Annotated in this window: 15 protein-coding genes; 10 read left to right on the top strand and 5 right to left on the bottom strand. The window is 46.4% G+C overall.

Going from position 1 to position 22276, the window contains the following annotated elements; genetic code table 11:
• Window positions 1-142: 142 nt before the first annotated feature.
• The 5 genes from H6629_19185 to H6629_19165 all read right to left on the bottom strand — a co-directional run bounded on the left by H6629_19185 (window position 143) and on the right by H6629_19165 (window position 8061).
• Entirely contained in the window at window positions 143-1879 is a 1737-nt protein-coding gene (locus H6629_19185) for a DUF4832 domain-containing protein (protein ID MCB9069903.1), read from the bottom strand.
• 57 nt (window positions 1880-1936) lie between these two features.
• The gene (locus H6629_19180; GenBank protein ID MCB9069902.1) at window positions 1937-3433 is read right to left on the bottom strand and encodes a hypothetical protein; all 1497 of its coding nucleotides are present in this window, start codon (window positions 3431-3433) and stop codon (window positions 1937-1939) included.
• A 304-nt stretch (window positions 3434-3737) separates the two neighbouring features.
• Complete coding sequence (locus tag H6629_19175) at window positions 3738-5951, bottom strand: DUF4832 domain-containing protein (GenBank protein ID MCB9069901.1); 2214 nt, start codon at window positions 5949-5951, stop codon at window positions 3738-3740.
• Window positions 5952-6538: 587 nt separating this feature from the next.
• On the bottom strand, window positions 6539-7480 hold the full coding sequence (locus H6629_19170) for a serine/threonine-protein phosphatase (GenBank protein ID MCB9069900.1): 942 nt from the start codon (window positions 7478-7480) through the stop codon (window positions 6539-6541).
• 248 nt (window positions 7481-7728) lie between these two features.
• Window positions 7729-8061, bottom strand: a complete 333-nt coding sequence (locus H6629_19165) for a hypothetical protein (GenBank protein MCB9069899.1) — start codon at window positions 8059-8061, stop codon at window positions 7729-7731.
• 556 nt (window positions 8062-8617) lie between these two features.
• On the opposite strand from H6629_19165, the gene H6629_19160 reads away from it, so the two are divergent.
• The 10 genes from H6629_19160 to H6629_19115 all read left to right on the top strand — a co-directional run bounded on the left by H6629_19160 (window position 8618) and on the right by H6629_19115 (window position 22274).
• The gene (locus tag H6629_19160) at window positions 8618-9550 is read left to right on the top strand and encodes a carboxypeptidase-like regulatory domain-containing protein (GenBank protein ID MCB9069898.1); all 933 of its coding nucleotides are present in this window, start codon (window positions 8618-8620) and stop codon (window positions 9548-9550) included.
• Between the two features lie 56 nt (window positions 9551-9606).
• Window positions 9607-11637, top strand: a complete 2031-nt coding sequence (locus H6629_19155) for a TonB-dependent receptor (GenBank protein ID MCB9069897.1) — start codon at window positions 9607-9609, stop codon at window positions 11635-11637.
• 101 nt (window positions 11638-11738) lie between these two features.
• A complete protein-coding gene (locus H6629_19150; protein ID MCB9069896.1) occupies window positions 11739-13412 on the top strand; it encodes a T9SS type A sorting domain-containing protein in 1674 nt (557 codons plus the stop codon).
• Window positions 13413-13529: 117 nt separating this feature from the next.
• Complete coding sequence (locus H6629_19145) at window positions 13530-14732, top strand: glycoside hydrolase family 88 protein (protein ID MCB9069895.1); 1203 nt, start codon at window positions 13530-13532, stop codon at window positions 14730-14732.
• Between the two features lie 12 nt (window positions 14733-14744).
• Window positions 14745-16181, top strand: coding sequence for a glycoside hydrolase family 28 protein (locus H6629_19140; protein ID MCB9069894.1), 1437 nt, complete (start codon window positions 14745-14747; stop codon window positions 16179-16181).
• A gap of 104 nt (window positions 16182-16285) precedes the next feature.
• Window positions 16286-17584: a pectate lyase gene (locus tag H6629_19135; protein ID MCB9069893.1), complete on the top strand. Its 1299-nt coding sequence runs from the start codon at window positions 16286-16288 to the stop codon at window positions 17582-17584.
• A 183-nt stretch (window positions 17585-17767) separates the two neighbouring features.
• Complete coding sequence (locus tag H6629_19130; protein MCB9069892.1) at window positions 17768-18484, top strand: pectate lyase; 717 nt, start codon at window positions 17768-17770, stop codon at window positions 18482-18484.
• A gap of 481 nt (window positions 18485-18965) precedes the next feature.
• Window positions 18966-19628 (top strand): T9SS type A sorting domain-containing protein, encoded by a 663-nt coding sequence (locus H6629_19125; protein MCB9069891.1) that lies wholly within the window; start codon window positions 18966-18968, stop codon window positions 19626-19628.
• Between the two features lie 216 nt (window positions 19629-19844).
• Window positions 19845-20981, top strand: coding sequence for a pectin esterase (locus tag H6629_19120; GenBank protein MCB9069890.1), 1137 nt, complete (start codon window positions 19845-19847; stop codon window positions 20979-20981).
• A 24-nt stretch (window positions 20982-21005) separates the two neighbouring features.
• Window positions 21006-22274 carry a DUF4861 domain-containing protein gene (locus H6629_19115; protein MCB9069889.1) on the top strand — a complete coding sequence of 423 codons (1269 nt, stop codon included), beginning with the start codon at window positions 21006-21008 and terminating at the stop codon, window positions 22272-22274.
• The last annotated feature ends 2 nt before the right edge of the window (window positions 22275-22276 follow it).

The raw sequence follows: 22276 nt of genomic DNA, 5'->3' as shown, positions 1-22276 counted from the left end.
GAAGTATACGAAAACAAAGTATTTTATCAATCAAAATGTGGCACTACCCATACCCGTCGGGTTCCGTGGTCACAGAATGTTTGATTTCGATATCTGAATTACGCTGCCAAGGTTCTTTTGGATATGCCTTTGCCGATATAATCTACGGGGCAACTTTCGTCGAACCAATTAAGTTTGCACTAAGGGAAGTATTCCAAATATCGTGATTCGCAAATTGTATGCAACGTTTGTTAGGGCTCGTTTCTTTAGGATCATTGATCTTAAGGTAAATGTCATAGTCACCGGGAGGCACCTTGCCAAATGTGCTCATGTCCATTGAGAAGCTCAAATCACGCCATGCAGCGGTATTCGTTGCCCGGCTGTCCAGGTCCGGCAGCCAATTCCTTGCGTCGAGGTTCGTAAGCGTCGTGTAGGCGTTGCAACCGTCTTTGGCTTTCAGAATAACCCACACATTTTTTTTGTTGACGATAGGGCCAAAGCCAACGTTTTGAATCTTTCCTGCAAATCTCAGGGTGCCATTCTGTTTGACCCGTTCACTGGCTTTCGCTTCTCGCAACACCAGCCGATAACCCAACCTGTCGCGGATATATTCCATTCCGTTTCTGCCGTCATAGAGCGGGTCAAAGATTGCCGTTCGGGTCACGCCATCGTGTGGCGGCGTAAACGGTGCGGTGACATTTTCTTCTGTATACACAAAATCGCCCCACAGTTTATAAGTGCGGCGGTTCCAACTGGTATTCAAATGCGTTGTTTGCGCATACGCGGCTTCATAGAGAGCGTTCGGGAGCCTGGGGTAGATATTGTCGTCAGAACCTGGTCCAACGGATTCACCGCCATAAAAGTTATTTTGATTTCTCATCCAGGTTAACGCAGCGTTGCGATCATAATCGCCGCCAATCAATGTATAGCCCTCGGAAAGCGAGCCATTGTCGCTATACGAGTTGCCACCCGCCGAATAACTATCGTTGAACATCCCGAAACGCTGTGCCGGTGTTCCGCGTGCCGGGGCCGGCATTAAATTGGAAAAGCTATAATTGGTGCCATACTCAACGTTATGCCATGCCATGACGCCGCCCGCATGTACCAAAATTGAACGGGATGCAGGCACATAGTCCAGCAATGCTTTCAACAGCCAGTGGTAACCCTCAGCGGTTCTGGCGTATGATGACGAGTGCATTTCGCCCCACGGACCAAAGATACCCGCTTTTACGACCATGATGCAGTCTTCGAATTCGCCAAACACATCGCCAAGCTGCCAAAGGTGATATTGCACCCAGTTTTTGTCCTCATGACCGGGGATACCGCATAAATCAGATTCATTAGCAACACCTGTTTCATACCAAACCCGGCCTTGTGGCGCCCCAGGTTCGCAATCATGAATGAACTGGTCATATCCGCCGCGATTATTGTACGTATAGCCGCGCCCGTCATAACTAAATTTCACGATGGCAACTGCCCGGCTTTCTCTTACTTTTTGAAGTGCTGCCCTTACGTAATCGAGTGCTACGGGTGTTAAGGGCTGCGTTGTTCCGTAATCCGGCGGAAGCGAACCTTCCGCACTCCAGGGGCCTAAGGGCATTCTGTTGAGTGGGGCATTCGAGGAAAAATTTCGCAGGTCAAATTCCATATAAACGATACTGGCATTCACAAAGACCGTGGTGCCGCTGATAACGGCTCCCAAATCAGGAAATCCCGGCGTGCCGCTATCGACCGGAATGACATAGCTTTGGGGTCTGTAAAAGCCCCTGTCCGGATTCGGAATGTCAACCGGATTCTCCGTAAAGTTAATACTTTGTGGCACTAGATTGTCCTGAGCAGTTACAACACCGGCAACGCAGAGAACAAAGCAGAATACAAGAAATTTAATTTTGATTTTCATATGGGTTCCATATTAATTGATTTCGCAATTCAAGATTTTGTTTGAAAAATACCCTAACTACGGTTCCAAATACCAACGCGGATGTGCGTTGTTATAGGTCTGTAATGCAGTCCATTTATCACGGGACGAGGTAGCTCTGCTCACGTTATCTAAATACACGCCGTCGAATCCCATGTCAACAATCCTGTCGATGGAGGATCTGCCATCCGGAAACTGGGAATGATTATGATTGGGGCTTTTATATGGGCTGCCGCCTCTGATAATAATATCTCGCCACTCAGGATGCCACCAAATCGGGGTGGATTCACTGGCGTATTGTCCGCGGTACGCCGCCCAGAGCTGCCAATTCGGGATACTATCATCCTTAAATCTTTCGCGGGCGGGTATAAATCTGCCGTTCTCAACTGTGCCGCGGCGGAACGATCGTGTGCCGGGCTCAACCATGACCGAATCAGCATACCAGCGGTACGATTCTGTTGTGCCGATACTCAAATACGCGACAACCTGCCGCCTGCCGCCCTGGGGTTTCCATTTAAGGGCTTCAACCTCTTCCCGGGTAAGAGATTCACCGCCGTAATGCGCGTCTATATAAAATAAATCCCACTCAGAAGCCGCGAGTTCCTCGATATACGCCTTCCGACCTTCATCTTTCGTATAGCCTTTCGCCACCCAAAAAAAGTCCCATTCCGTCCCGTGCTCTGCAATGGCTTTCGCAACCACCTCAGGTGTGCCGGTCGGTTGGAATCGTCCGCCTTTAAACGGAACCAGATAACCGGCAGTGTCGGTGATATCCAGACGACTGGCGGGATTAGCTTCCCAGTCCGGCCAATTCGAGTATTTGCCGGTGCTGATCATGTAGAGATAGTTTTTCGCATCCATCATACTTTCGACATTGTTGCTGTTTATGGTGTGAGCTACACCGGCAGGTATCGGATGATGGATGATATTGTAACTGTTAGAGGACGGCGAATATATTGGCATATAACCGGGATTTCCGATCCCCGGTGATTGATACACTTCCGCACTTAAGCGCGGGTGCCAGAGAATATTATTCTCTGCGGCAATTTTCTGGTTCTCAGCAACGGCTTGCACGGTGCTTCCATTGGTGTTTGCGGTGCCTTTTATGCCTACTTTGGTCAGGTTTGCCAGCCGGGTTACCGTCGTCGGGCTGAAATTTTCAATTCCCCAGCCATCGAGCAAGTTAAGAAAATTCCAATCATATGCATTATCTGTATTTCCATCGATATGGGCATATTCCAAAGTGTCTTGCGGAACAACCTGAAAGTTTGGATTTCGGGTCTTCGCCTTGATGGCAAGCTCCATTATGAATGCCTGCATCTTGCGGGCGCGCGCTACATCGCTGACATCATCCGGGTCACCGTAATATTTTTCAACCAGCGCATTTAGCTCTGCAATGGTGGCGCCCCCCTTCGGCTTCCAGAGTGGATTTTGTTTGGGATCATTACCCGCCAGCAAGTGTTTGGGAATCCATGATGTCAGAACCGAAGCGGCTCCCATAAGCAGGCTTGTTTTTAGGAATTCTTTTCTGTTCATGATGTTTCCTTCAGGTTGTTTAACTTTAAGGGTTATTAGCCACAGAGGCACAAAGCGCACAGAGATTTTTTAAAGCATTTTTATTTCGCCAAGGATTTACGCGGATGATAGCGGATGATTCTGGGAATGATAGAACACTACTTCACTTCCCTTGTTTTCGTTGAGTGTTATTTAAAAAATTGAAATAACAATAAATTGATTTGTTCTCTCTGATATCTCTGTGGCTCTGAGGCAAAAATTGTATGAGTGCGTAACAGTGGTTGTTTAATTATTGATCATTTACTTTCGCTTCAGTCGATGGAATCTAAGGGGCAACTCTGGTTGAGCCGATCAAGTTTGCACCGAGGTCAACATTCCAACTGTTTCCCTTATTTGCAAACCGTATGGAGCGCTTGTTTGCGCTTTGTTCTTTCGGATCATTTATCTTCAGGTAAATATCATAGTTACCGGGAGGCACATCACCAAATGCGTCCATGTTAATGGAGAAGTTTACATCGCGCCATGCAGCGGTATTCGTTGCCCTGGAGTCCGGCATTGCACCATTCGGACCCGCCTCAGCAGGCTGCCAGTCATACGGGTCAATGTTTGTCAGCACCGCATTGGATACAAACCCGTTAGATTTGGATTTCAGAATGACCTTCACGGCCTTTTTGTTAAAAATAACACCCCATCCGACGTTTTGTATCTTCCCTTCAAACTTAAGGGTACCATTTTGCTTTACCCATTCACTTGCCTTTGCCTCGCGCAGCACCAGCCGGTATCCCATTCTGTCGCGGTAATATGCCAACGCGCTTTGGCCTTCATATACCGGATCATAAAGAACCTGTACTGTTTGACCACTCCATGGGTAAGTTATCTTCACAGCAATGCTTTCTCGTGTATAAGGATAATCTGCCCGCGATTTAAAACTTCCCGGACCCTGCTGCATACACATATATGTCCATTTGGAAATACTGTGTTCATAGAACATGGAAGGGAATCGTAAAATGACGTCGTTGAAAGGGTTATCTAATCTTTCGCCGACGGGAGCATAGCCGCCGTTGGTGCCGGAGGCAGGCTCATTCGCGATTTGTTCACCGCCATAGACGGACATCTTTCCGAGGAAGTTCATCACCTTAGTACGATCCCAATCAATGAAATATACGCCCCGCCACCGCGAATCATCTAACGCTTCCGGGATGGCTACAAGCCTGTTGGTTCCGGAATCATTATACCCGATAACCGGTGATACGCCGGGCCGCGTTAATGATGGATCCACGCCGTTTGGATTATATCCCGGCAAAATCGGATCATGCGCCAGCATTCTGTATCCTTCGGTCAATGAGCCATTGTCACCATAAGAATATTCGTCTGCTGACCAGCCATTCGAATCGTCGAACATACCGAAACGCGCCTCAGGCGTTCCGCGCACCGGGGTGGGGAAGCTGTCCAGTGTACCAAAGTCATACGTCGTTTTATATGTGCGGTTATACCAATCCAGGAACCCGCCAATATGCGTCATAATCGGTTTACTATCGGGAACTGCGTCCAGCAGTGCATCTAAAATGATCTTGTAGTGGCCAGGTACTTCCGCATCATAATTTGAGTGGGTTTCGCCCCATGGCCCAAATGTGCCCGAATCAAATGCCCATATAATGTCTGAGTATTCCTGGAAAATTGGCTTGAGCTGATGATAATGATACTGTACCCAATTCATATCTGTAAACCCGGGCACGGTACACATTCTGAATATTGGCGAAGATCCTCTCCATGTTCCCGCGACTGGTTTAGCAATGTGAGCCGCACGATTTTCAGGCGCGACAGGTTTATCATAGTCTGCCTTATAATAGTATTTTTCGTTGGCGGATGCGGGACCGTCGTCTTCATAGTTAAGATTATCAGCAGTCCAGACAAAGTGGTTCCAGCCTTTTGGATCATAGCAAACGCGTATGTGCGCGACACTGTTGGTTTTGGATCGTATGAATTCAAGCTGATTTCTGATGAAATCAAGCCCGTAGGGTGTTATGGGTCCGTCCACGCCTACTCGCGTATGGTCAGCGGGATTGCCCGGGGAGCTATCGCACCATGCATTCGACGAGAATTCATTCAGGACAAGGTAGAACTGAACGATGCGGGGTTCGACAGGGACGTTGCAATACTCAAACCCTACACCTTCCGGACCCAAATACATCGGCGGGGTCATTTCGTAAGCCATCTCAAAGGGTTGGCCTAAAATGGTATTGGCGCTTGCCGGAACTGTCATATACCCCCAATAATTTGAACCGCCCGGTTTATCAGGGATAAAGGCTCCCCGGCCGGCAGCGTCGTCATTGCCTCTTTCGAAACCTCTGTCCGGATTCGGGATATCTACAGGATTCTCTGTATAGTTAAGCACCTGTAACACCAGCGGGGCTACTTCCTTATCATCCGCACCATTCGATTTTTCGGGAATCTCCCCCGCAAATGTGGCACACAAAAAGCTTGTCAAAATCAGACCGGCGATTGAAATGATACTGTTTGCTCGAAATGCTTTTTTCATAACCTAATCCTCAACTGATACAATATTTTATAAAACAGATTTGCCAATCATATCGAAGGTTTTCAATATAATTGATTAACCCAACAACACGGTTTATGCCGAAGGCATCCCTTCGGGACCGTCTCTCACTGTTTATCAGCCAGTTAAGAAATTCATTCAAAAAATTTATTCAATGGAAACTCTTGACAAAAGTCGAGTTCATAGGTCTTATGATAAAAAAGGTACTGAGAACAGCCCAAATCCGCAATAATTATTAGGCAAATTGTCAAAAACAACATTTGCTTATGCATAAAAAAAGCCCATACTACCATTTTACAAAGGTTAGGATGAGCTGTCATATGCATGTCGCTTCAAACTATTCGATTTGTCCGCGAGCGGCTCAAAAAACAACACCCGGCTGATCGAAATATTCAGTTTTTCATTCTGCAATTTCTTCTTTTGATAATCCCCATCTCAACTGTTGACAGGCATTTTCCGTATTTGAAATTCTCATTGATTATGCTTCACCATTTTTAGGCGAAGCATACGAAAATAAAGAATTTATCCAATCAAAATGTCGCACTACCGAAAAAGAATACTTATGCTAATCATAAACATCTGATTAACAAAATTGACTGATCATCATTTTGTTTACCGAATAAAGCTAACTTATTATTTATTTTTTCATAAATTTGGGACAATTCATCATGTCTGTTATTAAGAATAATCTGTTTTACTTTTTCCATCCCAAAGTCTTCATCTTTTTTATCTGTCGTCTCTGTAATTCCATCCGTTAACAATATGAATAAATCATTCTTGTTACATACAGTGCTGTTTGTTGTATAAATACAGTCTTTTGTCGCGGCAATTGGAAGGTGCTTTATTATCAATTCATCAAAATTGTTCGAATCATTTGCAAGTTTTAAAATCGGAAGATGACCTGCTGTTGAATATTCTACCGTATTATTTGAATTAAATTTCAAGAATGCACACGTAAGAAACATTGTTTTCTTTTTTAAATTGTAAATTGTCCGGCTGGTTTCAGTTAAAATTGAACTGAGCTGTTCATCTTTGTTTAATAAAACACGGATCGTGCTCTTAAACATCCCCATCATCGAACCTGCCGCAACGCCATGACCCGATACATCTGCAATATAACAGGTATGAGAAGTCCCATTTTCGAAATAGTCAACTAAATCGCCGCCGACTTCATCAGTAGGATTAGTTACGCCAAATATTTCAAAACGGTCATTGACGATTTCAAGTTTTGGAACAAGGTTCGAATGAAGATCCTGCGCAAGGTCCATTTCAGCCTGAAGTCGAAAATTTCTTAATCCCTCTTTATTTATAAATATAACAAACAGTATATATCCCAGAAAAATTGTCACTAAAATTCCAACGGCATCAAAAAATGCTCTTTGGGGAAATTCGGAAAGCGGTAAGTGCCCGGCTCCTCGCCAGATGCTTATGCCAACGACGATCTGAAATAAGATAGTAAAAGGAAGGAATTTAAGATTTCTTGTAAAAGTATAAACGTAGAAATGCTGCAACAATCCCTGAATAAATTACATTAAAAAAAAGCAGCAGTTCTGAAAATGAACCTAATGAAAGCAGATCGATGATAAATCCGAATCCTGAGAACAGGAAGAATATCGCCGAGACAAATATTAGATATCTTCTAAAAGGTATATATTTCCAGAATTTGCTTTTGGGCAAAGAGTTATTTTTTATCAATTGAGTCTTCTAAATAAATTCAGAGATTCGTCATTTACTATTAAAATGCAGGTTAGAATCATTGTTAATACATTGTTTTTTTTTGAACCTGTGATAAGAAGATAAATAAATACATCTGCAAAGGAAACTTTTCTTTGATAAAAAACTGCTGATATTGAGTTCTAACCCAAAATTGAATTAAAACGATGCCGGTTATTTTGCGCCTTTGCTGCGGGTGCGGAGTTGTATTCCATTTATTTTTTCTGAACATCATCCAGCTGTTTTTGCACTGCTCGAACGTCTTCTGGTCATCGCTGCTCAGTGCTTCATCTATTTGTTGTTGGATTGCTGCACGTTCATCATACAGCTTGCGCAAATCATCCTGCATCAAATCAAAAATGCTCAACTGTTCCCGCATTTTTTACCCTTTTCAGCTAATTGAGACTATCCCGCAAATGGAATTTATTGTAAACAACTGATTGAAAAAAGAATTTAACCGAACTCGCTTACCAACAGAATAAATCTAACATAATTGAAAACAAAAATAATTCAGAATCAACCCCAAAATTTATTCCATTGATATTTATTGAAATAAATTAACCCGCCTTAACCGCAACCATTCGCCAATATTTCCAATTGAAACTATCGTTTTATGTGTAAAATCATCCGCCAGTTTATCATCCGCCCGATAATTTGCAATATTTTATTGACGAGTGTTGCAAAAGGTGTGCGAAAAACAACCCCGGAATATTTTGTTTGCCAATGTGCTGAAAATCAGTATAGCTAACGTTTTTTTCTACATGTTGTTAACTGTTTTGACAGTTAAACACTTTCAATCCTGCTGCAGTTTGGTTACAATTCACTGCGCGACTTGAGAAATCTGTAACTGTTATATCCTGCACCGGGTATGTTGCCCCAAAGTTACGCACTCTATTTAATTTTCAATAATTTTTAGCGTAAGGAGCAATATTAAGATGAAGCTGTCCCATCTCAATGTTCTGGTTTGTTGCATGTTCCTGTCCTCCGCGATGTTCGGGCAGGGACGTTTGATCGGTTTGGTTACCGATTCTTTGACGAATAATGAATTGATTGGTGCAAACGTGTATCTGGAGGGCACGGCACTTGGCACATCAACTGATTCCGATGGCGCATACCGGATCGACGGCATTCCAGCAGGAAGCTACCGGCTCGTTGTCAGCTATCTCGGTTATCAGGAAAAATTCAAATCGATTCAGGTGGTTGATGACGAAACCCAAACCGTTAACATCTTGTTGATTTACGATGTTGTGCAGGGCAAAGAAGTAACCATCACTGCTCAGGCAGAAGGGCAGGTTGCCGCGATCAACCAGCAAATTAATTCCAAAACAATTATGAATGTGGTTTCCGAAGAAAAAATTCAGGAATTGCCGGATGCGAACGCAGCAGAAGCTGTCGGGCGATTGCCCGGCGTTGCGATCGAGCGATCCGGCGGCGAAGCCAATAAAGTTGTGCTGCGCGGACTCGATCCCGTTTTTACCACCATCACCATCGACGGTGTGCGCGTTCCAACGACCGGCGTAGATGCGCGCGATGTAGACTTGAGTACCATATCGCAGGGGTCACTTGCGGGAATTGAATTACACAAAGCAATCACATCGGATATGGATGGCGATGGCATTGCTGGCAGCATCAATTTTGTAACTCGCAAAGCGCCGGCAAAACGCACCCTGAAATTGGATGCCCGCGGCGCATACAACGGCATCGAAGAATCATGCGGCCAATATGTCACCAGCCTCAAATATTCCGATCGGTTTATGAATGACAAAGTCGGCGTTCAACTCAGCGGGAATCTGGAACAGCGGATCCGCAGCGATGAAGAATACGACCCATCTTATAATTTTAACGCCGGGGATTTGCCTGGCTGGTAAACGATATTCAGCTGACTTACACCGACGAAGTTCGCAAACGCAACGGTGTCAGTGCATTGTTTGATTTTGATACGCCAGATGGCGGAAACATCAAATTCAGTAACGTATTTAGTCTTACCAATCGCAATTACGTCACTTACGAACGCAATTATCCCATCGAAGATAAAGAGGATTTGTTTTACACCATCCGCGACCGCGAACAGGAAATCGCCACATTTAACACATTTTTGAAAGGCGACAACAATTTTTTGGGAATGGTATTGGACTGGAACGTGGCTTACGCCAGCTCTCGCAGCAAAATGCCATACGATTACACCATGAATTTTCACGAACCGTCGCTTGCCGATCCGGTGACAAATCAGCAGATTTCCGGTATGGGCGATCCCTCGGATGACGTGCGCCAAACCGATCCGGTGAACATCATTCCCTTTGCATACAATAATTTTGAAAGAGCCTATCTTTACAACGCATTTTTCCGTGGCGAAGACGCCAAAGAAAATGAAATTACCGCGTATTTGAACTTCAGCAAACCGTATAACTTGAGTCACTCGCTCTCCGGCAATTTGAAATTTGGCGGAAAATATCGCAAAAAATCCCGCGAACGATCCTTCTCGGAAGAAGTTGGCGCGTATTATATCATGGCGTTCCCGCAGTTTGTGAAAACTGAAGACGGCTCCATCGTTCCCAAAGATTTCACCGGAACCCGTTTTGAAAACCTGCAATTGGCCGGCTCCGGTCTGGTGTTGCTGACCAATTTTCTGGAAGGCGTTGATGACCGGGATGTGTTCGACAAATACCAATTGTATCCGTTGATAAACGTGGACGCCATCAACGAGTGGTATGATCTGAACAAAAACGGTTTCGACAATATTACCAATGATGAATATGATGTGAATCGCGAACCGGATGTTCTGTTTTACGATATCGATGAACGCGTTTCCGGTGCGTATCTGATGAACACGTTGAACATCGGACAGAAATTCACCCTTATTTCCGGTATTCGCGGCGAATTTGAGGATAACAATTACAACTCGCGATATTCCCCGACAACCTTGAGCGGTTTTCCGGTACCCGCCGGCATTTATAATGATACAACCGCCTATCACAAAGAAACCGTGTGGCTGCCGAATTTTCACCTGACGTATCGTCCGTTAAGTTTTTTGGGAATCCGTTTGGCTGCCTATCGCGCATTGCAACGTCCGAACTTTAACGACCGGTTGGAAAATTACATTGCCCGGCAGGCCGGAACGTTTTATTCCGGTAATTCCATTATTTTGGGAAACCCTGATCTGAAAGCCGCAAAAGCCTGGAATTTTGAGGTCAACACATCGTTCTTCGAAGGGAAGTACGGTCTGTTTTCCGTATCCGCTTTTTATAAAGATATTAAAGATATGATTCAAGTGATCGACGGGCTTGAGTTTAAAGGGTATGACCTCCTCGATAGTTTGGAAATCAACTATAATATTCCCAATTCATTTGTGACATCCGGTTATAATTTGCGCTATCCGTACAATTCCGATAAACCCACCAAAGTGTGGGGTTTCGAATCAGAAGTGCAAACCAGTTTGCGCTATATGCCGGGAATGCCAAGGTTTCTGCGCAATATTGTGTTAAGTGGCAACGTTTCCATTGTGCGCACCGAAACGTATGTGCCCCAACAAATTTTGGTAACAGACACTATTTTTATAGGACCGATTCCCATTCCGCAATCGCGCAGGGAGTTCGTCGAAAGCAAAGTAAAGTTGACCGGACAACCCAATTACATCGGGAATTTTGCGGTGGGTTATGATTACAGAGGCTTTTCTGCACGGCTCTCAACATTTTATCAGGCTGCCAGCAATTCCTCAACCACCAACGATGCCAACAGCACAACGGCAACTTTCAGCCAACGAATCGCTTTTTCTCGCTGGGATCTGAGCCTCAAACAGCGGTTAAACCCGATGATTTCGTTCTATTTGAATTTGTATAACCTGACCGATACCAAAGAAGGCTCAAACGTAATAAACCCTAATCGCAATTTCACGCTGGAAAACTATCGTCAGCACTATGGTATTTCCGGCGATCTCGGATTTCAGTTAACCCTTTAACAATCTTTGAACAACAAGCTCCAAATTTACCGGTTGGTGCATCGTTTGTGTGTGCCAACCGCAATAAATCTTTACAGTTAAACTAAAAGGAGGTGGCTAAGATGAAAATCAAGCTACGCTGTCTGAGTATTTTGTTTGCTGCATTATGTTTACCCTTTGTGTTATCTGCCCAAACGGGCCCGCATGATATGATTATTCCCCCGTTTACTGGCAGTAATTATTTAAACGATATCATCACTGGCGATACGCTTGCCAACGGTGATCGCGTTGATTTGGAACGGGTGTACTGGCTGGAACGTGACGGCACTTATCTGGTTAATTCCGCAATCCGCAACAACGGATGGGATGTTCGTATTCGTGCCATTGACGGTGCCGGAACCCGTCCGCTCGTTTATATGACTACCAACACCAGCTCCGGTAGCTTTCCCGGTGAAATTTTCCGCGTTGTTGCAGGAAATGTATGGATAAAAGACCTCATTTTGGTTGGATATGTGGAAGCCGTTCCTGGCGAAATCGGCAACATTCCTTCCGGTTTGATCCGTGTGGATGGTGTCGGATTTGATCTCGAAATTTATGGCTCAATCTTAACCCAAACTCGCGGCCAGCACATCCGTACCGAAGGCAGCTGCCGGTTGATCCGCATTCAGGATTGCGTATTCTCAAATATGGGTGACCTCGGACGTTCCAATTTTGGTGCCGGAAAAGCCATCGATGTTCGCGGAACATCCGTCGATTCGCTGGTGATGGTCAACAATACTTTTGTGAATTTTCAGGATCGTGTAATTCGCCACCGCAGCAGCACCGGCGCAATCGGAACGCTCATTTTTGACCACAACACGTTGGTAAACGGCATGTCCTATCACGGCACATTGGCGTTGGGATGGGTTGGTAACGATGTGAAAATTACCAACAACCTGTTCCTCGATTCGTTTGTTGCCGGAAACGACACAGACGCATCCCGTCAGGCTGAATTCAACGAAAGTGGTGAATCCGATGCTTTTGGTTTGCCGCGAATGAACTGGATTTTTACCGTGCCGAATGATTCCACCAACTACGAAATCAGCGGCAACTATTACAGCGTATCCGCACCGGTTCAGGATTTTTACAATCGCCATGCAGCCGCCGGCGTTACCGGCGAAGGTGCACCGCTGACCTACCACATCAACGGAAAACTGGGTGCAGATTCCGTAACCGCGTTTACAAAAGAGTTGATCACGCCTACCAACGTGCCCGAAGTGATGATCGCCATGGCCGATTGGTATCGCGATCCCAACGGTGGGAACAAAACCAAAAACACCGCAAATTTCAATCGCGATACGGATGATTTCGATCGCCGCTCATGGGAATATATGAACGATACGCTGGATGTATCATATCCCAACACAACCGAAGCATACACCGGCGCAGACGGCGGATTTCCGGCAGGTGACCTGAACTGGTATCCGGCATTGAAAGATTTGTGGGAAGCCGGCGGCAGAGTAGGCATCGAAAACGTGCCCAACGGCATCGCGAAAGATTTCCAACTGGAGCAAAATTATCCGAATCCGTTCAACCCCTCCACAAAAATCGAATTCAGCATTGGCACAACTTCGTTGACCCAACTCAATATTTATAACGTTACCGGTCAAAAAATTGCCACGCTGGTAAACAGCAAATTGCAGCCCGGCACTTATCGGGCAACCTGGGAAGCAGCAAATATTCCGTCCGGCGTTTATTTTTACACGCTGAAAACGGATAACGGCAGCCAAACCCGCAAGATGATTTTGATGAAGTAATCCGAATTTTTGGGATGAATAAGCGATCAGCGGCGAAAACCAACAGTCGCCGCTGATCAAATTGAAATGAAATTATACCGAACAGGACATCGAAAAACCGTGAACGGGTATCTGCAAATGAAATTCTCACTGAATGGGTTAATAGCGCTCGCGCTGATAATGTTGGCAACCGGCTGCGTTGAGAAAAAAGCACCGGAAACAGCAGCACAACCGGAAAAATGGTCCGTACGGATGGCGGAATCGGTGATGCAGCGAAACCCCGAACCGTGGATGATCGATTTTCAGGAAAAACCGCGCTGGGAATACACCCAGGGTTTGGTGCTCAAATCTATTCTCGAGGTCTGGAAAGCCACCGGAGATGACAAATTTTTCAACTATGTGAAAACATATTACGATCAATTTGTTCGCGAAGATGGCAGCATTTGGCTTTACGACAGAGAGCTGTACAACATCGACCGCATCAATCCCGGCAAACCGCTGTTTGCGCTGTACGAAAAAACCGGTGATGAGAAATTCAAAAAAGCGCTGTTTGTGCTGCGCGATCAAATGAGAGAGCACCCGCGCACCAACGAGGGCGGATTTTGGCATAAAAAACGCTATCCCTACCAAATGTGGCTGGACGGGCTATATATGGCGGGACCGTTTCTGGCGCAATTTGCCAAAACGTTCGATGAGCCGGCGTTGTTTGACGATGTCGCCAATCAATTTATCTGGATGGAAAGCCACACCCGCGACGAAAAAACCGGGTTGCTGTATCACGCATGGGACGAAAGCCGCCAGCAACGCTGGGCTGATCCGGAAACGGGCGTTTCGCCGCATTTTTGGGGACGCGCAATGGGCTGGTACGCGATGGCGTTGGTGGATGTGCTCGATTTTATCCCGGAAAATCATCCGAAACGACAGGATATCATTAATATTTACAAACGTTTAGCCGAAGCGCTGGCAAAAGTGCAGGACCCGGGAACCGGAGTTTGGTTTCAGATTGTCGATTTACCAGATCGCGAAGGCAATTACCGGGAATCTTCCGCATCATCGATGTATGTTTACGCCTATTTTAAAGCGTTGCGCAACGGATACATCGACGAAAGCTACCGGAGCGTTGCCCAAAAAGGCTACGACGGTATTCTCAAACAATTTATCGAAGTGGATGAGCAGGGTTTGGTAAACATCACCAACGCCTGCGCAGTTGCCGGACTCGGCGGCGACCCATACCGGGACGGTTCGTTCGAATATTATATCAGCGAGCTTATCCGAACCAATGACACAAAGGCAGTTGGTCCATTTATTCTGGCCAATCTGGAAATTGAATCTTTAAAATAGATAAGTAAAACAATGAAAATGACACAGCTTCTCCAACGCAAACGGTTCCGAAATTTAGCTCAGGTATTTGGATTATTTTTAATGTGGATCGTCGCATTTTCTTTCACAGGATGTAATATTTCAAAATCCGAGCCAACCGTCGGTTGGGACAAACTCGACTATATTTTGGACCAGATTGTGCCGCCGACATTTGAGGACAACGATTTTTTGGTAACGGAGTTTGGCGCAACCGGCGACAGCACAACAGACAACACCGAGGCATTCCGGAAAGCAATTGCAGCTTGCAATGCCGCCGGTGGTGGCAGGGTTGTGGTTCCGCCCGGCATTTTTATGACTGGTGCCATCCATCTCAAAAGCAACGTTAATTTGCACATCAGCAAAAACGCCACGGTTCGGTTCACCAAAGATCCGGCAAAATATTTGCCGTTGGTGTTCACCCGTTTTGAAGGCATTGAGTGCTATAATTATTCACCGTTTATTTATGCGTTTGAAGCAGAAAATATTGCGATAACCGGCAGCGGAACGCTGGACGGGCAGGGTGGAACGGATAGCTGGTGGCCGTGGAAAGGTCAGGAAATATATGGTTGGCTTCCCGGAACGCCGAATGGCAATTCAACTACCGACGAACTTTACGAAATGCCGGAAAAAATGACGCCGGTAGCAGAACGTATTTTTGGTGAAGGTAAATATTTACGCACCAATTTTATTCAACCATATAAGTGCAAGAATATATTGATAGATAGCTTGACAATCATTCGTTCCCCAATGTGGGTCATTCACCCCGTTTTGAGCGAAAATGTAACCATTCAAAATGTAAAAGTGATCAGCCACGGCCCGAACAACGATGGCTGCAACCCGGAATCTTCCCGGAATGTGCTCATCAAAAATTGCTATTTTGATACGGGTGATGATTGCATCGCCATAAAATCCGGGCGAAACGCCGATGGCCGGCGGGTGAACATGCCCAGCGAAAATATTATCGTAACCGGATGTAACATGAAAGACGGGCACGGCGGCGTGGTTATTGGCAGCGAAATGAGCGGCGATGTGCGCAACGTGTTCATCGAAGATTGTGTGATGGACAGCCCAAATCTGGACCGGGCGCTGCGCATCAAAACTAATTCCCTGCGGGGTGGGGTAGTGGAAAATGTATTCATGCGAAACGTGACTGTCGGCGAGGTGAGTGACGCCGTTGTTCGCATCAATTTTTATTACGGTGAAGGCGATGTGGGCAAGTTCACACCGGTTGTTCGCAATATTTTCATTGAGAATGTTACAAGTAAAAAAAGCAAATACGCCTTTGCGTTGGATGGATATGAACGATCGCCTATCACAAATTTATATCTCACTCAATGCCGTTTTGATGGTGTTGAAGACGGCAACATTTTAAGCCATTATTTAAATTTAAATTTGAACGATGTTTACATAAACGGACAAGGACAGCATTGAAATAAGTGAATTGTGATGCGTTAGAAACGATTATTAAAACGCGGGTATCGCTAATGTTGTTTCAGTCATATCAACTCATTAAGTTCAGATTGATCATCAGCTGCATGGTATGTTTCTTTTCGATAAACCTGGATGCCCGGCAATTAGCTTTTCCCGGGGCAGAAGGGTTTGGGCAATATACCAGTGGTGGACGCGGCGGCATCGTTCTGGAAGTGACTAATTTGAACGACACTGGTGACGGTAGTTTGCGCAAGGCTATTGAATCGGAAGGCTGCCGTACCATTGTCTTTCGTGTTTCCGGTACCATCGAATTGCAATCTGCTCTGCGAATTGTTCAAGGAAATTTGACTATCGCCGGCCAAACTGCGCCTGGAGATGGTATCTGCATCAGAAATTTTCCCCTCATCATCGAAGCTGACAATGTCATTGTCCGATTCTTGCGATTGCGGCTCGGAGATGTCTATCGCCAGGAAGAAGATGCACTCACTTCAATTTTTCAAAAAAACATAATAATCGATCACTGCTCCATAAGTTGGGGGATCGATGAAACGGCAACTGTTCGGGATAACGTCAACAGTACGATGCAGTGGTGTATCATCAGCGAAAGTTTGCACCGTTCATTCCACAAAAAAGGTGATCATGGTTATGGCGGTATCTGGGGCGGAAAAGGTGCAACTTTTCATCATAACCTGATTGCACATAATGCCAGCCGAAATCCGCGTTTTCATGGCAGCCGCTATCATCATGAGCCGGATTCGGAAATTGTTGACTTCCGTAATAATGTGATTTACAACTGGGGATTCAATAGTGCATATGGCGGTGAAGGAGGGCAGCACAATCTGATTGGCAATTATTACAAATCAGGTCCGGGATCCATACATAAGAACCGAATCGTTGAACCGTGGGATTCTACCAGCAGTTGGTATATCGCAGAAAATTTTGTTACAGGTTATCCAGAAGTTTCGAAAAATAACTGGGCCGGCGGTGTACAGGGCAAATATGTCGATAACATTACGATTGCTGAAAAGCCCTTCAACGCCCCGAAAATCAGCACAGAAACTGCTGCAGAAGCTTTTGAAAAAGTGCTCGCATACGCGGGTGCGATTTATCCGAAACGCGATCCGGTTGATCAACGAATCATCTACGAAGTTCGGTCCGGCACAGCCGGATTTGGTGATAGTTACGGTCCGCAAACCGGAATAATTGATTCGCAACTTTCAGTTGGCGGATGGCCAAAATTGCATACTGCCGTTGCACCTTCTGATCAGGATCACGACGGTATGGCTGATGATTGGGAAATTAACAACCACCTCGATCCCGCAAATCCGGCTGATCGTAATGAAGATAACAATGGTGACGGATATACAAATTTGGAAAATTATTTGAACAGTTTATGTGAGTAAAAAAGGTAGTTTGAAATTATTGAAAAGTAACTTCAGCCAGTCCGTTTGTTTTTCTGTTATAGAATTCTTTCATGACAATAAATGATCTGAATGGAAAATTCAAATTGACCTATCTGGTCGACCCAAAATGACAGAGTGAAAATTGTGAAAAAATCAAAATGTTCAATATTGGATATCATATGTTTGCTATTGTTAATAATAACGCTGTTCTTTAATAATAAGATCATCGCACAAAATGCCATTCCGGAAGGTTTTGCTGGTGAAAACACACTGGGACAAAACGGTACAACAGGCGGCGCCGGCGGATCGATCGTTACTGTAAATTCAACAGCGGATTTTTTAGATTATATTTTTCAGACAGAACCTTTTATTATTCAGGTTGTGGATACGATAGAATTGACCAGCATGGCACCCTTTCGCTCCAACAAAACAGTCGTAGGGGTTGGAAATAAAGGTGTTATTACCGGCAGTGGATTGAACATGTCCAATGTTTCGAACATCATCATCCGCAATTTACTCATTGAAAACAGCAACGACGATGCGATTAATATTCAGGAAAGATCGCATCACATCTGGGTGGATCATTGCGATTTGCGCAGTTCGTTCGACGGATTGCTGGATATCAAACGCGGTTCGGATTACATCACGGTTTCGTGGAATACGTTCAGCAATCACGATAAAACCAGCCTGATTGGGCACGACGACAACAACGCCGCGCAGGATTCCGGGAAATTCCATGTAACCTATCATCACAACTGGTTCAATGATACGGTTCAGCGCCACCCTCGGGTGCGATTTTCGGCTTTGGCTCATATTTACAACAATTATTATGTCGGCAACAATTACGGCGTCGGCTCCACAATGGACGCCAATGTGCTGGTGGAAAGCAACTACTTTTGAATGTGGACAACCCGACGCTGGTGAATGTCGGTGTTTCTGCACAGGGCGATTTGGTGGAACGCAACAATATTTTTGATAATTGCGTCAACGCGCCGGAAACCCGCGGTGATGCCCCCGAACCGCCATATTTATATACGCCCGATAACGCAGCCGATGTGCCTGCGATAGTTCAGGCTGGCGCGGGCAGAGCCGGTTTTGTTAGTCCCGGGCAGCAATGGCAAGTATACGATGCCAGCGTGCTGCCGGCAGAAAATATTCCAGCGTTTCTCGAAGATAATGTGGTCACGCCGCCGGACACGACTGTTTGGGTAATCGATGATCCGGAAATCCCCGGCAACAAACTGCTCGAATTCAAAACGCCCGGCGCCAACCGGATCATGTACGGGCTCGACTGGAACATGAATCCGGCGGACGGCGCTACCGTTGCATTTCGCGTAAAGCCAATCTATCCAACTGATTACGATCGCGCATTTGAGGTGGAATATCGCGATGGTGCGCTCCGCGAACGGCTTTTGTGTTCCCCGACGGTCAGGTTGAACTTGATCGCGCGGATGTTGCCGCACCACTGGGGTATCGCACGGATGGCTGGCACACCTATCGCATCACCTTCCAAAACGGGACATCGACCGTGTATCTCGATGAGCAGCCCGTGCAGTTTTTGAGTGGAGCAACCGCCGCCGCCAATTCAACCAACGATCTGCGCTGGGGCGATGGCAGCGACGGCAACACCTACGGATTTTATCTCGACTGGTTCATTTTTGACACTTCTGGCGTTTACGCGCCCGGCGAAAGCATCATCCCGGACAGCTTGTTTGTCGATGAGCCGATTTTGAGCATCAATGACGATGATCCAAGTCAAGCTTTGCCAATAACTTACGCGCTCTCGCAGAATTACCCGAATCCGTTCAACCCGAGCACGACCATTGCATTCCAGATGCCCAAATCCGGGCATGCAACCTTGCAGATTTTCAACATGTTGGGTCAGCTTGTCGCAACGCTGGTGGACAACCAACTGCCCGCCGGGCGCGCCACAGCGTGGTGTTCAAAACCGGGGAATTTTCATCGGGCATTTATTTTTACCGCCTCCAAACCGGCGATTTTTCCCAAACGAAAAAATGATGTTCATGAAATAGAATTAACCTGAGAAAATATTTTTTACACAGCCATACGCCTGTTTCCGACGGGCGTATAGTTTTTCACTAAAAATCAGTCGCGATGAAAACTATGAAAAGCCGCTTTCGTAATCTGCTGTTTTTAATCAACTTGCTCGCTGCGATTCCACTGTTGGCGATCGGACATGCGGATATTGTTGTGGATGCCGCCGGCAACGGCGATGATGCGCACGATTACCGAAGCGCTGATGAAAGTCACCACATTTTCCTATCCGCGCGTGGTCATTTTTGTGAAAAACGGGGTGTATGCAGAGAAAATCCGCATCTCCCAAAATTACATCACGTTGCGTGGCGAAAGCCGGGACAGCACAATTATCCGGTTCAGCCAGTTGCGTTCGGATTGGGACGCGAAAACGGATTGCATCGGTCCGGCGGTCGTTAACATTCACGGCGATGATGTGGTGCTGGATAATCTCACCATCGAAAATTCGCAGCTGGAAATCGTTTCACACGCATTCGCGGTGTACGGGAAAGGCACGCGAACCGTCATCGTAAATTGCAATGTGCTAAGCAAAGGCGCGGACACGGTTTCGCTGTGGGAATACAAAAACGGGATGTATTATCATGCGAATTGCCGGTTTGAAGGCGCGGTGGATTTTGTTTGTCCGCGTGGCTGGTGTTTTATTCGCGATTCGCAATTTTACGAAGTTAAAGCCACGGCAGCGCTCTGGCACGCCGGCGGTTACGATCCCGGACAGAAATTGGTGATCCGCAATTCCGATTTCGACGGCGTGCCGGGTTTTCAGTTGGGGCGGCACCATTACGACGCCCAGTTTTATCTGCTCGATTGCCGTTTTTCGGAAAACATGGCGGATCAGCCGATCTTCCGGAAAATCTATCCCGAAGATACGCTGCGCAACAATCCGGCGTATTTTTCAGACAGGAATTATTTTTACAACAGCCAAAAATCCGGAGAATCATTCGGTTGGCTGGCGGATAATCTACACACCGCAGCGGACAGTCCGTCGCCGGAAATGATCACAGCGGCGTGGACGTTTGCCGGAAAATGGGACCCGGAAAATCGCGCGCCGATCAAGGTTGTGGCTGCGGAAATTCGCGGCACGTCGCTGATTCTCACTTTTGATGAAATCGTCAGCGTTCGCGGCACACCGGTTTTCGAGAATGCCGCCGGAAAGCCGTTTCGTATTTTTCAACAGCGATTTTTGGATATCAACAGATTAACGTTTGTTTCTGTGGAAGCGATTCTGCCGGATGACCTCGCCGGATTTATGGCGCTGGTTTCCGGCGATATCATCGCATCAACAGCATATATTACGGAACGTTCCATTGGCGCATCGTTCGCTATTCCAAAAGTTGAACAATAACGCCCACATAAAAGGATATTTATTATGAAAAAGTTGTCACTACTGTTTGCGCTGCTGCCGGCGCTGTTTTTGGGCTGCAATAGCGAATCAGCCGGTACGGCGGAAATCCAATCGGCATATCCCGGATCGGTGAACATTGCGTTAGAAAATCCCGCTGCAATTTCCCGTCAGGACGAGCTGATTTATCTGGATATCTCGAAAATCAAAGCTGCGCAGCCGACATTCAATCCCGCCGCGTTTGTGGCGTTCGCTGGAAAAACCGAGCTGCCCGGTCAGGCAATCGATGCAGATGGCGACGGCTCCCCCGAAAAAATTGCCGTGCTGGCGGATTTTACCGCGAACCAACAGCAACAACTCACCCTGTTTTTTGCGGAAACCAGCGCAAAAATGCGCGATTATCCCAAACGAACGCAGGCGGAAATTGCCCATAAATTTGGCGGATCTTTCGAAAACCGCAAATATATCGACGGGGAATTTCGCAATGTGACATCGCTGCGCGTGCCGCCCGAGCACACCGATCACTCCTATTTTATCCGATACGAGGGCCCGGGTTGGGAATCGGACAAGGTTGGCTACCGCTTTTATCTCGACTGGCGCAACGCCACCGACATTTTTGGCAAAACAACCCCGGAAATGGTGTTGCAAAATGTCGGGCTGGACGGCTTCGATTCGTATCACGAGATGAGTGATTGGGGGATGGACATCCTCAAAGTTGGCGAATCGCTGGGCATCGGTTCGATCGGCATGTGGCACGATGGCAAAGCGCATCGCGTGGCAAAAACCGACAGCCTTCGCAGCGATGTGCTCGCCAACGGCGCGATTTATTCGCAAATCCGCACGGTGTATTCCGGCTGGGAAATTGCCGGGGAAACATACAATTTGATTTCCGATTTATCGATCACCGCGGGCAGCCGTCTCACCCGCCACGATGTGCAAATTTCCGGCAATCCCGAAAATCTGTGCACGGGCATCGTCAAACATCCCGAAACGCGGCTGCTCAACAAATCCGTGAACGCCGGCAGTTGGGGCTACCTCGCCACATTTGGAAAACAGAGTTTGAACGCGGACAATTTGGGAATGGCGGTGCTCTTCCGGCAGGCGGATTTTCTGTCGTTTGAAAGCGACGACCATAGCGAAGTTGTGGTGCTCAAACCCAAAAACGGAAAGCTGCAATATTATTTTCTGGCGGCGTGGGAGCTGGAGCCGGGCGGCATTCGCACAGAATCGGAATTCATGAAATATCTGGATGATCTGGTGGAAAAAATGAATCAACCGGTGACGGTGAACTTCTGAAT

Source organism: Calditrichia bacterium (assembly GCA_020634975.1).
Classification (GTDB): domain Bacteria; phylum Calditrichota; class Calditrichia; order RBG-13-44-9; family J075; genus JACKAQ01.
This window is presented reverse-complemented; position numbering and strand designations above follow the sequence as displayed.

Coding starts and splice junctions, on each gene's coding strand:
- H6629_19165 (MCB9069899.1), bottom strand. CDS start 8,061: ATGCGGGAACAGTTGAGCATTTTTGATTTGATGCAGGATGATTTGCGC.
- H6629_19185 (MCB9069903.1), bottom strand. CDS start 1,879: ATGAAAATCAAAATTAAATTTCTTGTATTCTGCTTTGTTCTCTGCGTT.
- H6629_19115 (MCB9069889.1), top strand. CDS start 21,006: ATGAAAAAGTTGTCACTACTGTTTGCGCTGCTGCCGGCGCTGTTTTTG.
- H6629_19145 (MCB9069895.1), top strand. CDS start 13,530: ATGAAATTCTCACTGAATGGGTTAATAGCGCTCGCGCTGATAATGTTG.
- H6629_19120 (MCB9069890.1), top strand. CDS start 19,845: ATGAAAGTCACCACATTTTCCTATCCGCGCGTGGTCATTTTTGTGAAA.
- H6629_19150 (MCB9069896.1), top strand. CDS start 11,739: ATGAAAATCAAGCTACGCTGTCTGAGTATTTTGTTTGCTGCATTATGT.
- H6629_19180 (MCB9069902.1), bottom strand. CDS start 3,433: ATGAACAGAAAAGAATTCCTAAAAACAAGCCTGCTTATGGGAGCCGCT.
- H6629_19135 (MCB9069893.1), top strand. CDS start 16,286: ATGGTATGTTTCTTTTCGATAAACCTGGATGCCCGGCAATTAGCTTTT.
- H6629_19175 (MCB9069901.1), bottom strand. CDS start 5,951: ATGAAAAAAGCATTTCGAGCAAACAGTATCATTTCAATCGCCGGTCTG.
- H6629_19140 (MCB9069894.1), top strand. CDS start 14,745: ATGAAAATGACACAGCTTCTCCAACGCAAACGGTTCCGAAATTTAGCT.
- H6629_19160 (MCB9069898.1), top strand. CDS start 8,618: ATGAAGCTGTCCCATCTCAATGTTCTGGTTTGTTGCATGTTCCTGTCC.